General features: G+C 60.7%; 7 protein-coding genes. 4 read left to right on the forward strand and 3 right to left on the reverse strand.

All coding sequences use genetic code 11. The annotated features are described in order from the left end of the window. Window positions 1-3 precede the first annotated feature (3 nt). Window positions 4-1,731 carry an ATP-binding protein gene (locus tag RMQ97_RS13910; protein WP_413661499.1) on the reverse strand — a complete coding sequence of 576 codons (1,728 nt, stop codon included), beginning with the start codon at window positions 1,729-1,731 and terminating at the stop codon, window positions 4-6. Window positions 1,732-1,946: 215 nt separating this feature from the next. Between RMQ97_RS13910 and RMQ97_RS13915 the strand changes: the two genes are divergently transcribed. Both RMQ97_RS13915 and RMQ97_RS13920 read left to right on the forward strand, forming a co-directional pair. Next, window positions 1,947-3,164 (forward strand): hypothetical protein, encoded by a 1,218-nt coding sequence (locus RMQ97_RS13915; protein ID WP_413661500.1) that lies wholly within the window; start codon window positions 1,947-1,949, stop codon window positions 3,162-3,164. A 51-nt stretch (window positions 3,165-3,215) separates the two neighbouring features. Then, window positions 3,216-5,027, forward strand: a complete 1,812-nt coding sequence (locus tag RMQ97_RS13920) for an ABC-F family ATP-binding cassette domain-containing protein (RefSeq protein WP_413661501.1) — start codon at window positions 3,216-3,218, stop codon at window positions 5,025-5,027. A 41-nt stretch (window positions 5,028-5,068) separates the two neighbouring features. On the opposite strand, the gene RMQ97_RS13925 is transcribed toward RMQ97_RS13920, so the two are convergent. Together RMQ97_RS13925 and RMQ97_RS13930 are read right to left on the reverse strand one after the other, a co-directional pair. Then, a complete protein-coding gene (locus RMQ97_RS13925) occupies window positions 5,069-7,732 on the reverse strand; it encodes a M14 family zinc carboxypeptidase (RefSeq protein WP_413661502.1) in 2,664 nt (887 codons plus the stop codon). A gap of 43 nt (window positions 7,733-7,775) precedes the next feature. Further along, window positions 7,776-9,803, reverse strand: a complete 2,028-nt coding sequence (locus RMQ97_RS13930) for an alkyl/aryl-sulfatase (protein ID WP_413661503.1) — start codon at window positions 9,801-9,803, stop codon at window positions 7,776-7,778. A 133-nt stretch (window positions 9,804-9,936) separates the two neighbouring features. Between RMQ97_RS13930 and RMQ97_RS13935 the strand changes: the two genes are divergently transcribed. Both RMQ97_RS13935 and RMQ97_RS13940 read left to right on the forward strand, forming a co-directional pair. Then, window positions 9,937-10,833 (forward strand): aldo/keto reductase, encoded by an 897-nt coding sequence (locus RMQ97_RS13935; RefSeq protein WP_413661504.1) that lies wholly within the window; start codon window positions 9,937-9,939, stop codon window positions 10,831-10,833. A gap of 189 nt (window positions 10,834-11,022) precedes the next feature. Next, window positions 11,023-13,407 carry a DEAD/DEAH box helicase gene (locus tag RMQ97_RS13940; protein ID WP_413661505.1) on the forward strand — a complete coding sequence of 795 codons (2,385 nt, stop codon included), beginning with the start codon at window positions 11,023-11,025 and terminating at the stop codon, window positions 13,405-13,407. Window positions 13,408-13,432 lie beyond the last annotated feature (25 nt).

The following is a 13,432-nucleotide window of genomic DNA, read 5'->3' on the forward strand; positions in this document are numbered from 1 at the left end:
GCGCTAAATCCAGACCACGTCCTGAGGCAGGGATGCGCGGCTTTCGCTGACGGCCTTTTCGCAGACCGAGACCAGAGTGCGCTGTTCGAGCGGTTTTGCGATGAAGCCGGACACATCCATGGCCTCGATGCGGTGCCGGTTCTGACTCAACACATCCGCTGTCAGGATCACCACAGGCGTCGTACTCCATGCCTCTTGCGATCCGCGAATATGGATCAGGGTCGTTTCGCCATCCATCCCCGGCATGTGCAGGTCCAACAGAACGAGGTCGACCGGAACCTTTGACAGACAATTTAACGCGGCCTGGCCATCTTCGGCCTCGATAACATCGGCACCGAGCGCCTCCAGCATCAAACGGGCAATCATGCGGTTGGTGGACACATCGTCCACGACCAGGACCCGCCGGCCTTTAAGCGAGTTCGCGGCGCGCGGTGCATCTTCTGACACAGTATCAACCACCACCTGCGCTTTTTCTGCGAGGAAGGACAGGCGGAAACAGGATCCCACCTGAGGCTGGCTAGTGACCGTGATATCCCCACCCATCATCCGGGCCAGGCGACGCGAAATTGTCAGTCCCAGCCCCGTGCCACCCACGGCCCGGTTCATGGCACCGTCCGCCTGGGTAAAGGGTTGGAACAGATTGGCCAGCATGGTCTCGTCCATGCCAATTCCGGTATCGCGCACCTCGATCGCAACGCTCAAGACCCCGGACTCCACCTCGACCAGCTGGCATTCCAGCGTGACCTCGCCCTCCACGGTAAATTTGACGGCATTGGACAGAAGATTGCCCAAGCATTGTTTGACCCGAACAGCATCGAAACACAGCGGGTCGGGCAGGCCCTGATCCACAACGAGTTTGAGATCCACACCCTTTTCCCGTGCCGTCACTGACCATAATCGGCACAGATCGGACAGCGTATCGGCCAGACTGGCTTCAACAGGCAGGATTTCCATCCGTCCGGCTTCAACCTTGGAGAGGTCCAGCACGTCGTTGAGCAGGGTCGTCAAAGTAGTGCCCGAAGCGAGGATTGTGTCCAGACGTTCGGCTGTGACCGGGTCCGGCCGGTCTGTCTTTAGAACCTGTGCCATGCCCAATATCCCGTTTAACGGGGTCCGGATCTCATGACTCATATTCGCCAGAAATTCCGATTTCATCCGGTTGGAACGACGGAGTTCTTCAAGCATTCGCATCTGCTCGCCCAGAAAACTACTGGTGACCCAATGCGAGATGAAGACGGCGAGCGTGAACTGGATGATCTTTCCGATCGCCTGACCCATCGGTACAGACGTCTCCTCGGCCGAGGGCCAGTAGGCCAGCTTCACACCCAGCGCGATAGCAAAAGTGACATAGACCAGCGTCAGAGCCAGCAATCCCTTGCGACCAAGGTAAAAGCCCGCGCACACATGCACGATCACCAGAAGCGGCAGACCGGCATTCATCGCGCCATTGGAACTCAGCGAGGAATAGGTGAACAACACAACGGCCGTCGCGATGACGAAGACCGCATTGGCCATTAACCGTACCTTGCTCTGCCCCACAAACGGCGTCACCGCCAGACCGGTCAGCAAGAATGCGTTGAGCACGGTTTCGACCCGACCGAGATATCCGCTCCAGATCATATATCCCACCACCAGGGCACCCCCCAGCGCCACCCACGGGCCGGCATAGGAGCGCGCCCGATGCGCTGAGCGTTCCATGATCGCCTGACTGGTATCTGGTTGGCTGTCCATGACACGGCCTTCCCTATTCCCCCCACCCTTGATCGGGCTCTGACACGAAAACTACACGTTCAGGGTAAATTTTTGGTTCGACCTCGCAACCATACCGCATTCCACCCCGATAGAGCGGACCATTCCAATAAACCTTGAATTGAATATGAGCCGGTATTGAGAGGCCGTGTTAAACGCCGCGCCCCTACGCTATGCGGATGGCAAGGGAGGGTGGAATGACCCGAGTGAGAGAAACGACACGATCTGATCTGCGCCAGATCGTCAAAGGCGGTGCAACATCCCGTATTCTCGACCTTCACTCCATCGCCAAGCGTTATGGGGAGACAGAGGCCCATGACGCCTACCCCTTCTTCCTGAATGGTCGCCTCAATCGAAGTTTTATCGTGAAGCACACCGTGCGGGCGCATGAGCGCAGCTATGTTCTGTCGCAACAGCCGGTGGTGACCAAGATCATCTGCCCCCTCGCGGAAGATGAACTGGAATTGGGTGGCCACGTCGTTTTCGTAGAGGAAAACGGGTTTGTTCCCAAAATGCGCGCCTTGTTCGGCCGGGCGGATGAACCTCACATGCTGGATCTGGACCTCATCCGTCTGCGCGAACTGGCCGCCATGCCGTCCTTTGATCCGTTTTTGCTGGCGGAACGGTATCGAAACCACGCCCGCCCCATCGCAGATTGCTATTTCTCGATCACGCCGGACGAAATCGCCAAAATGGAAGATGTGGTGGCGGGTCAGATCGTGAAGGTCGTGGCCCTGGCATTTGGCGAGAATGCCCGCGAGCGCGACGATCAGCGCGCCCTGAATTTCGCCCGTCTTTTGCTCAACCAGAATGACGAGGCGAAGCTGGACCAGCTCCGCGCCAGTCTTGATATGACAACCGTCGAGTTCAAGAACGGGCTCTTCGGGTGGAAAGGTATTCTCTACTATCGCTGGTCCATGGCCCAGGCGGTCGCCAATCTCAAACGTTTCATCCGCGAACTCCAGGACGCAGTGATCGTCGGCCCGACCCCCGCCGAACGTCAGGAGCTCGACGCGATGCGGCGGCTGATTGTGGAGGAAACCCGCGCACGCTGGACCAATCTCTCCGGCGTGATGGAAACCTATGAAAACGTGTTTGCCCGTTTCTCCCGGGGGCAGGATCCAAAAGGGTTTCGCACCTTTCTCGAACGGGCTCCGGGTCTGTTTTACGACATGGGATCGGATCTGAGCGTGGTCAGCCATGTGCCCAGTTTCTGGAATTTCTGGAAGCGTGAGAACAAGAAACCCTTCATGGAAGTCTCCGAAGCGCGCACCCTGTTCACCAGCTTTATCGCCAGCATCGCCCGGCATACAGATACCTCCGGCAAGGCCGATGAAATCCTGCGTGCCAATCGGGCCCATGCCCCTATTCCGGCCCCTCCGGTTATTGATACCACCCTGGCGACCGGCACATAAACTGGCATAGCCCCGTGACGCACAGGCAGGCGCGCGCTATTGCCTTGGGTTATGTCACCACCGCTTCTCACCCTTCAGGACATTCATCTGACCTATGGTGTCACGCCCTTGCTCGATGGCGCGGACATGACCGTGCGCGAAGGCGAACGTCTATGTCTGGTCGGGCGGAACGGGTCGGGGAAATCGACCTTGATGAAAGTGGCGGCCGGTCTCGTTGAAGCGGACCAGGGCGAGGTGTTTCTGCACCCGGGCGCCACGGTGCGCTATCTGCAGCAGGACCCCGATCTGAGCGGTTATGCCAAGGTCATGGACTATGTCCTGGAAGGACTTGCCCCCGGTGATGCGGAATACCGCGCACAATACCTGCTCGCCGAACTGGGCCTGACCGGTGAAGAACGCGGTGACAGCCTGTCCGGCGGTGAAGCCCGTCGCGCGGCCCTGGCCCGTACGCTTGCCCCGGAGCCCGATATCCTGCTGTTGGACGAGCCGACCAACCATCTCGACCTGCCCGTCATCGAATGGCTTGAGGGAGAGCTCAAGAATACACGTTCGGCCCTCGTCCTCATCTCTCACGATCGTCGCTTTCTCTCCCACCTCACGCGCAAGACCCTCTGGCTTGACCGCGGTCAGACCCGGATGCTGGACAAGGGTTTTGGCGCTTTTGAAGATTGGCGCGATGAAGTCTTCGCCGCCGAGGAAGAAGAGCTTCACAAGTTGGACCGTCAGATCGTCCGAGAAGAACACTGGCTGCGCTATGGCGTCACGGCCCGGCGCAAACGCAATGTTCGCCGCCTGTCCGATCTCAACGCCCTGAAAGACAAGCGGCGCACGCATCGCGGCCCGCAAGGCCAGGTCAAGATCACCGTGGCGGATGCCAGCGAGAGTGGCAAACAGGTGATCGAAGCCAAGGCGCTCAACAAGGCGTTTGGCGATACGGTTCTGGTCAAGGATTTCTCGGTCAAGATCAATCGCAAGGACCGGATTGGACTGGTTGGTCCCAACGGGGCGGGTAAGACCACACTGTTAAAGCTTCTGACCGGCGAACTGGATGCGGACAGCGGAACGATCAAACATGGTGCACGCTTGGAGATTGCCAGTCTCGACCAGAAACGCCACGCCCTGAAGCCGGACTGGACGGTAACGGAAGCCCTCACTCAGGGCGGTGGGAGTTATGTCGAGATCAATGGCCAGAACCGCCATGTGATGACCTATATGAAGGACTTCCTCTTTCGTCCTGAACAGGCCAACACTCCGGTCCATGTGCTCTCCGGCGGGGAGAAGGCCCGCCTGATGCTGGCGCGCGCCATGGCACTGCCATCCAACCTGCTCGTTCTTGATGAACCGACCAATGATCTGGATCTGGAAACCCTGGACCTCTTGCAGGACATGCTGGGCGAATATGGCGGCACGGTCTTCCTGGTCAGCCACGACCGGGACTTCCTCGACCGGGTCTGCTCGACCGTGTTTCTGGCGGAAGGCAAGGGCAAGTGGACGGAGTATGCCGGTGGCTATTCCGACATGCTCGTCCAGCGCGGTGAAGGCATGGCCGCCCGTGCGAAGGCCGAAAAACCGACGACCGGAAAATCACCGGCAAGGGCGAAATCCGCACCGGCTGTGCCTCCCAAACAGCGCATGGCCAACAAGGACCGGTATGCCTTGCAGAACCTGCCGGGCGAAATCGAGGCCTTGGGCCAAAAGATTGAAACGCTCGAAACCCGGCTTGCGGAACCAGCCCTAATGGCCGACCCGGCCCAGATGGAAGCCTGCGCCAGCGAACTAGCGGCCCTGATGGAAGAGCGCTCCAGCAAGGAAGATCAGTGGCTCGAACTGGAGGCCCTGCGGGAGGAGCTGGAAGGCTCCTAACCCCTCCCGCCAGGCTGTATCGGGTTACCCCCTCGGGCTGTTCAGTCCCGGAACGCCCGCGAATGTGCCGGTCCAAGCAAGACCGCGTTCAGCAGCAACAGATCCAGACCATCGATATAGGCCCGGGTCGTGGGCGACTGGGTAAACGCCACCACATGGCCCGACCCCACCCGGTCCTGGACCACGAAGGGTTTGAGCGCGAGCTGTTCGGCATACTCCGCCCACACATACCCGCCTGCCAGAAGATCGTCCGGAGCTGCAAAACGCAGTGCCGTCATGGCGTCATCCATGGGAACCGGCGCGTAGATGTCCGAGCCTGATGCCAGAGCGATGGAGCCATCCTCATAACCGGCGGACATCCAGGCATTGGGATTGGCGGTCACCCACACAAGCGCACCGGGCGAGGAATCCGGGAAGGCGTTGCGGGAGGCTTCGGCCTCGCGCACATCATCCATATCCTCCAGAACGGTCCCGGACACGATATCCTCGCTATTTGAACCTGTCGGCGTATCGGCCGCCCGCTCGCGGGACATAGGCATCAAGTCCACACCCTCGCTGGCCAGCCAGCGAGTTGCATTCCCCAGACCGACGAGGGTCCCCCCCTCTTCCACGAATTCACGCAAGGCCGCTGCGCCGCCACCGCCCAGGGAACGCGCATAGCTGCCCCGGCTTTCCGGCAGGACCACCACGTCATACCGGCTGAGATCTGCGCGAGCGAGTGTGCGAGCCCGGATGACGCCCACCGGCATGCCGTATCGCTGTTCGAGAATATAGCGTGTGGCGCCTGCTGAAGTGGGCGAGGTGCCATCACCCCAGACCATGGCAATCTGACTGTCCACCAGCGGGCGGAAATGGCCGCTGCCCGGATTGGGACCATCCGAGGCCCAGCTGGACGACAGACCGGAAACACGGGCCTGGCTCTCCTCGGCCTTCCGGGACACGAGGAAGTCCAGAGAGCTGTCATTGGCATGACGCGGAATAATCACAGAACCACCGGGGTAACGTGTTCCCCCCATCGTGAACGCGACCGGGCTGGTGCGCATCTCGACACCCTCCGCCGCAAGGGCCGCGACCAGGCGAGCCTGTCCGGCATCAGTCCAGGGCACGGCATAACCATAGCTGGCTTCTCCGATCTCGGCACGGGCAGGCCAGGCGGTATCCTCTGCGATCAGTCGGGCATTCGCCAGTGCAGGCGCACGACGACATTCCGCCATGTCGACATCATTCATCAAAGGCAGAGACCAGGCCGTCACATCATAGAGTTCATGCCCCAGACCCGCATCGCGGCGGTGTTCCTGACGGGTGATGAAATCGCTCGGCAGATCTGTCGTGGCCTGCATCAGCGTGCGCGCCAGACGACCCGCGGGCTGATCATAGCGCACGACATAGGCCCCGTCCTGGAAACTGGCGCCACACGCGCTGACAGCGCCAGGCGCATAGCTCACATCAATGCCCTGTGCAGCCAGATTCCGGGCCATGCGGTGCGCATTCCAGGGGTTGGACGCGACATCGAGCATCATCGCCTGTGCATCAGATGTGTCCGGCCCCAGTCGGAATTCGAGATAGTTGCGGACAAAGTCTTCGCGGTTCTCGGCCACAGCCTGGATCGTCGACAGGCTGGAGACGAAATGGTGGGTGACGGCATCTCCATATGTCAAAACCGAGCCATTGACCCGGCGCCAAGCCAATCCGCGCGGCGACCCCTGTTCATAGGTCATCGCGATAGCGCCCTGCAGGGTCGGCCACATATCGCCATACCCCGGATAGAAGGCGTCAAAGACCTCCCGCGTAAAATAATCATACCCGAACCGGTCGAACCAGTGCGCGTGATTGTGACCGATGAGGTGCTGGGTTTCACGCTGGGTGGTTGTGATGTTCGGGTTGAAGGGCTCAGCAGACGGCGCGAAGAAGTAACTGCTATCGCCGCCCATCTCGTGCGCATCGACGACCACGACGGGCTGCCAGTCCTGCAGCGCCGCCACACGCCCGACAGTTTCCGGCTGGGTTCGTGCAAACCAGTCTCGGTTCATGTCGAACAAATAATGATTGAAGCGCCCGCCTGGCCAGTTCTGGTCATGCTCGGCGGTATACCGATCATCATTGGCTTCAAGGCCGCGACTATCGTCAAAATTGGCCAAGAACCGGGCTCGCCCGTCCGGGTTCTGCACGGGATCGACGACCACGAGCGTATTGGCCAGAATAGACTCAACCATCGGGTCGTTCTGAGCGGCCAACAGGTGATACGCGGTCCACAATCCAGCATCCGTCGACGAGATTTCATCGCCGTGAACGCCATAGGACAGCCAGACGACGGGTGGCAGTTCAGCGATCAGCGCGTCGCGCTCCGCCGTAGTCAAATCGCGCGGGTCGCCCAAGCGGGCGTATTGGGTCTTGAGCCCATCGAGATCAGCCAGACGCTCTGCTGTACCGATGACCGCATAGACCAGCGGGCGATCTTGCCAGCTGCGGGCATATTCGATCACCTTGATCCGGTCCGGTGCCGCCGCTTCCAGCGCATAGAGATACTCCACTGCGTCGACGGGTGCGGTAATCTCGGCGCCGAACTCATGCCCTTCCACCTCGCTGAGATGCGGAATGGTGCTGTCATAGGCGTTCCCGAACGGCGCAGATTGCGCCAGTCCTGTTCCTGCAGGGCCAGCGATTATTAGGCTGGCGGCCAGAAGCGCAGATTTCAAACGTGTCATCATCGTCTCCCCGGATGTGAGCCAGCGGGTCGGCCGGGACCGGTCAAGGCGTCACAATCGCAAATTCTTCGTCAGGCTGTTCTAACAGGCCAAAAAAGCCCAGCAATTTTCCGCGATCACCTTCAATGGCAAACTCGCTTGACGCAATCATCTGAAGCAGGCCCGCCTCCTGCTGGATCAATCGCAGCCAGAAGTCCCGCGTGACCCGAACCGTTGCATCCACCTCATCCGCCTCGACGAGCACCTGGGTGTGATGCATCACGCCGTTCACCACTTCGATCAGATGGATCTCATCGACGTCCGTGAACACGAAATTGAACCGCATGGCGCGATCCCCGGCACGTTCGGCATCCAGACGTGTCGCCATCGACATGAAAAACTGGTCCAACGGAATGGCGCTCAGAATATCTGTCGCCGCGGCTGTCGCATCCTGCCGGGCCACGCCCTCACGCAGTTCCAGGGCCGCACTGAGATAGACATCGCGCCAGGGACCACTTTCAGCCTGGTAGCCCATCTGTTCGTAACTGCGGGCCAAAAGATCCCGCGCGGCCTGGCTGTCAGGCTGTGCGAACACACCATGCTGCGCCAATTCCGCCGACCAGCGATAATGTCCCGCCTCAAAGCCGGACTGTGCAACTGTCAAGAGCGCGTCCAGACCACCAAACCCGTCCACATACAACTGTGCCGCTTCCGTGCGTGGCAAAGGGTCCAGGTGAGCGGGCACTGCGTCATACCAACCGAAATAGTATTGATACACCGCACGGGCATTGTGTTTCAGCGTGCCGTAATACCCGCGCACCGCAAAGGTTTGATCCAGGCTTTCCGGCAAGCGCAGGGTTTCGGCAATCTCGTCCGGGCGCAGACCTTGTCCGGCCAGGCGCAAGGTCTGGTCATGGATGAATTTATACACATCACGCTGGGCGATGAGATACGCATCAATCTCGTCTTCACCCCAGACTGGCCAGTGGTGGGAATTGAACACGACCTGGCTGCGCCCGCCATAGAGCTGACGCGATTGTTCGATGGCCGACGACCAGGCAAGGGCACTGCGAACCTGGGCCCCGCGCAGGGTGTAGAGATTGTGCATAGTGCGGGACACGATTTCCGCACCGCACCAGGCCTGGAATTGCGGGAAATAGATGGTCATTTCCGCCGGCGCCTCGGTATGGGGCGTGTGCTGAAACTCCATCTCCACACCATCCACCACCAGCGTGGTTCCGGTCTCACTTATGCTGTGAGTCGGCGCATCAATGGTATGTGTTCCGATAGCTGGGTGTTGCCCCAGCCCGGATCCGACATGGCCTCGCGGTGTGCGGGGCAGGGCCATGCCATACATGTAACTCGCGCGGCGGGCCATGACCGTACCGGCCAATACATTCTCGCTCACCGACTCTTCCAGAAAATGCTCCGGAGCGATGAGCGCGACCTCGCCCGAGGCGATCTGCTCCGTCGACACCACGCCCGCCAGTCCACCAAAATGATCGATATGACTATGCGTCAGGATGACCGCCACCACAGGACGGTCGCCCAGCTCCCGGTTCACCAGGTCCAGCGCCGCCCGGGCCGTCTCGACGGAGGTCAGCGGGTCGATCAGTATCCGTCCCGTCTCACCCTCGATGATGGACATATTGGCCAGATCATACCCGCGAACCTGATAGATGCCGGGCACGACCTCGAACAGACCATGAATATTGGCCAGCTGGGATTGACGCCAAAGACTGGGGTTGACGCTGCTGGGCGCCTCCGCGTCGAGGAAAGCATAATCCGCCGGGCGCCAGACCGGCCGACCCTCCGCGGTGCGGATATCGAGATCGGGGTCAGAGGCGATCAACCCGCGCAGGGCCAGTTCGAAATCCGCATCATCGGCCAGCAAGGCCTGCCACTTCGTCGACTGGTTCGCAGCGCGTGTCGCCGGTTCCGGCGCATGGAAACCATGAACATCGACGGAAACCTCATCCGTTGCGGTCGCGACCTCCTGCGGCGCGTCCGGGGAGCAGGCGACCAGCACACCGGCGACAAGGCAGGCCATAAAACAGCCGACCCGTCCGCCGCCCTTTGACTTCGCTCTCATCTCAACCTCCCCTGTGTTTTGTCTTTATCGTCGTGTTTGTCTTGGCGACAGGCGAGCATGCAATCCACGGCCTGTCTAGCCGGAGAGAAAATGAGTGCTTGCAAAATCCCGCAAGACCAGCAAAGCCAGTCCCATGACCGAGCTCTCTTCCACAACCGCAATCTGGGGCGCCTGGCGGGCCCTGGCTCATGATCAATCCAAGACACCGGAAGGCTTTGCGAAACGTCTTCAGGCCTGTCTGGAAAGAGACATCGTCTGGATTGACCATGCCGACATCTATGACAATGGCGCGGTGGAATCCCTTCATGGCGAGGCTATGATCGAGCTTACACCATCTGACCGCAAACGCCTGAAATTGATCACCAAATGCGGTGTAAGATTTGTCTGTCCGGAACAGGACGGGGTCCGTGTCGGACATTATCGGTCCGACGCACTCTTCATTCGCCAACAGGTCGAGGGGTCGCTCGCTCGGCTCAGGACGGAACAGGTTGATCTCTTGCTGCTGCACCGTCCGGACTATCTGATGCAGGCGGAGGAAACCGCACGCGCGCTGGAGGATCTGGTTGCGAGCGGTAAGGTGAAAGCCTTCGGTGTCTCCAATTTTTCAATCCATCAGTTCGCCCGCCTGCAATCGGCGACAACGGCGCCCCTTGCCGCTCACCAAGTCGAGTTTTCCCCTTTGATGAGCACGGCGTTGGATGATGGCACACTGGACCTGTCGCATACCGCGCCTCACCCGCTTCTGGCCTGGTCCCCCCTGGGTGGTGGACGCCTGTTTGATGCCAGCGACATCCAGGCCGGGCGCGTCCGCGAGGCCCTGGCCCGCACTGGTGAACGGCTTGGTGAAACAGATCTGGCGACACTGTGCCTGGCCTGGGTCAGCCATACGGCCCCGCATGTCATTCCGGTGGTCGGCACCATGTCGATGGACCGGCTGTGCGCCCAGCTGGACGGCCTTGCCCGTATCCGGATGGACCATCAGGACTGGTATGACATCCTCGAAGCGGGGCGTGGCGCACCGGTCCCATAAGGCGCGACGTCGGAGAATTCCGTCCCCGCCAATCTGCATAACGGCCCTTGCTGAAAAGCCGGGCGTCAAATCGTCAGAAATCTGTTATAGAGCCGCTTTACCCCTGCTGGATGCTTGGCGCGACCCGAGTTACGCGCCCGGCTGGATGTTTTGACCCAGCTGACCAGCTCACAAGGATTTCGCTGTTCTATGATTCCGACCGATGCCATTGCGCCGGCTCTTGCTGCCGCGCTCGCTGATAAAGGCTATGAGACGCTCACCGAGGTACAGACCGCTGTACTGACGGACGAGGCGGCCGGCCGTGACCTCCTCGTTTCCGCCCAGACTGGGTCCGGCAAAACCGTTGCCTTTGGTATTGCCATGGCGCCCGACCTGTTGGGAGACGAAGGCGAGCTTCCTCCCTCCGGCGCCCCGCTAGGCCTGATCATCGCACCGACCCGGGAACTGGCCCTGCAGGTCCAGCGTGAACTGGTATGGCTGTATCGTGAAACCGGTGCCTGGATCGCGTCCTGCGTCGGGGGCATGGACCCGCGTTCAGAACGCCGTGTTCTGGAAAAGGGCTGTCACATCGTTGTGGGGACGCCGGGCCGTCTGCGTGACCATATCGAACGGGGCGCGCTGGACCTGACGCACATCCGTGCCGCCGTGCTCGATGAAGCGGATGAAATGCTTGATTTCGGCTTCAAGGAAGATCTGGAATTCATTCTGGACCATTGCCCGGACGAGCGCCGCACCCTTCTGTTCTCGGCGACGGTACCGCGTGACATCCTGCATATTGCGGATTCCTACCAAAACGACAGCCTGCGCATCAAAACCGCCGGCGAAACCCAGCAGCACGGCGACATCACCTATCATGTCCACCCGATCGTGCCGCATGACCGCGACAATGCGATCATCAATCTGCTGCGGTTTCACGATGCCGCGCGCACGATTGTGTTTTGTGCCACGCGCGAGGCCGTCAATCGCCTGACCAGCAAGCTGGGCAATCGCGGTTTCTCCACCGTCGCCCTGTCAGGTGAACTGAGCCAGACCGAGCGATCCCACGCCCTTGCCGCTATCCGCGATGGCCGGGCGCGTGTGTGTATCGCTACTGATGTTGCTGCACGTGGAATCGACCTGCCCGGCCTGGAACTGGTGATCCATGCCGATCTGCCCACAAATAGCGAAACCCTGCTGCACCGATCCGGGCGAACCGGCCGGGCCGGTCAAAAGGGCATTTGTGCGCTGATTGTCCCGGCGTCACGCATGCCGCGCGCTCAACGTCTTTTGAAAATGGCACGCCTGGACGCCCAGTGGGGTGCTGCGCCCAGCATGGACACGATCCGCCAGAAAGACAGCGAACGCCTGTATGCTGATCCGGTCTTCAATGAAGCCGGAGACGAGACGCTCAACGCCGACGCCACGGCACTTATCGAGACCTTTGGCGCCGAGGCTGTGGCCCGTGCCTTCCTCCTCCAGCGCCAGGCCAGCCTGCCTGCAGCCGAGGACCTCCTGGAAGTTCGGGCCCGCACACCCAAGGATCGTCCGGAACGTGAACCGCGCGAGCCTCTGACCGATACGGTCTGGTTTGCCCTCACCGCTGGTCGCAAGAAACGCGCAGAAGCCCGCTGGCTGCTGCCTCTGATCTGCCGCGTCGGGGACATCAACAAATCCCAGATCGGCGCGATCCGCATCGGCGAGGAAGAGACGCGTTTCGAGATCGATGCCCGTTTTGTCGACGCGTTCAAGGCCTCTGTTGAAGAAAACGGCGGCGGTGAAAAATCCATCCGCATCCTGCCGGCCGATGGTCCGGGCGAGATGGAGGTTCCACCTCGCGATTCCGGTCCGCGTGAACGTCGTGGGCCGCGCAAACCACGCTTCGAGGATCGTGATGATCGGAATGACCGCCGTGAGGGTCGCCGGGAAGATCGGCGCGATCGGGGTGAGCGTGGTGACCGAGGCGATCGGGACGGTGGTTTTGACAAGCGTCCGCCACGTCGTGACCGCGATGACCGGGACAATCGCTTTAACAAGGGCGAACGCAAGCCGCCTTACGACAAGGCTGACGGTGAAAAACCGTTCGAGAAGGGCGATCGCTTCCACAAGGACGAACGTTTTGAAAAACGTCCGCGCCGTGATCGCGACGAGGCCCGCCAGAGCGGCGGTGGATATGAACATCGTCCGCGCCGCGACCGCGATGACACGCGCAAATTCGACGGTGACCGACCGGCCAAACGTTTCGATGATCGCCCAGACCGCGCTGATCGCCCCAAACGCCCCGGCAAGCCGTGGGCCAAGGGCGGTGATGATCGTGGCTCCAAACCGTCACGCGGCGGCGGCAAGCCCTGGGAAAAAGGGGATGGCGAACGGCGCGGCTCCAAGCCTCATCACGGCAAATCCAAACCGCCATGGGAAAAAGGCGAGCGCGCTGACCGGGGTGATCGCCCGGGTCAATCCGCGAGCTCCAAAGGCAAGCCGAGCCGCAGTGTCCAGGACGGCGGCGAGTTTCGTGCACGCAAGCCCCGCGAGGCCGGAGACGGTCCGGGGGATGCCGCACTGAAACGTTTCAAACGCAAGCGACCGCCTTCAGACTAGACCACGCCTGGCTGTATTTTTCCCC

It is taken from the genome of Maricaulis sp. D1M11, from assembly GCF_047308265.1.
Classification (GTDB): domain Bacteria; phylum Pseudomonadota; class Alphaproteobacteria; order Caulobacterales; family Maricaulaceae; genus Maricaulis.

What these genes read in the sequence shown, in the direction of transcription:
- RMQ97_RS13910 (WP_413661499.1), bottom strand. Translation starts at nt 1,731, where the DNA reads ATGGACAGCCAACCAGATACCAGTCAGGCGATCATGGAACGCTCAGCG.
- RMQ97_RS13915 (WP_413661500.1), top strand. Translation starts at nt 1,947, where the DNA reads ATGACCCGAGTGAGAGAAACGACACGATCTGATCTGCGCCAGATCGTC.
- RMQ97_RS13920 (WP_413661501.1), top strand. Translation starts at nt 3,216, where the DNA reads ATGTCACCACCGCTTCTCACCCTTCAGGACATTCATCTGACCTATGGT.
- RMQ97_RS13925 (WP_413661502.1), bottom strand. Translation starts at nt 7,732, where the DNA reads ATGACACGTTTGAAATCTGCGCTTCTGGCCGCCAGCCTAATAATCGCT.
- RMQ97_RS13930 (WP_413661503.1), bottom strand. Translation starts at nt 9,803, where the DNA reads ATGAGAGCGAAGTCAAAGGGCGGCGGACGGGTCGGCTGTTTTATGGCC.
- RMQ97_RS13935 (WP_413661504.1), top strand. Translation starts at nt 9,937, where the DNA reads ATGACCGAGCTCTCTTCCACAACCGCAATCTGGGGCGCCTGGCGGGCC.
- RMQ97_RS13940 (WP_413661505.1), top strand. Translation starts at nt 11,023, where the DNA reads ATGATTCCGACCGATGCCATTGCGCCGGCTCTTGCTGCCGCGCTCGCT.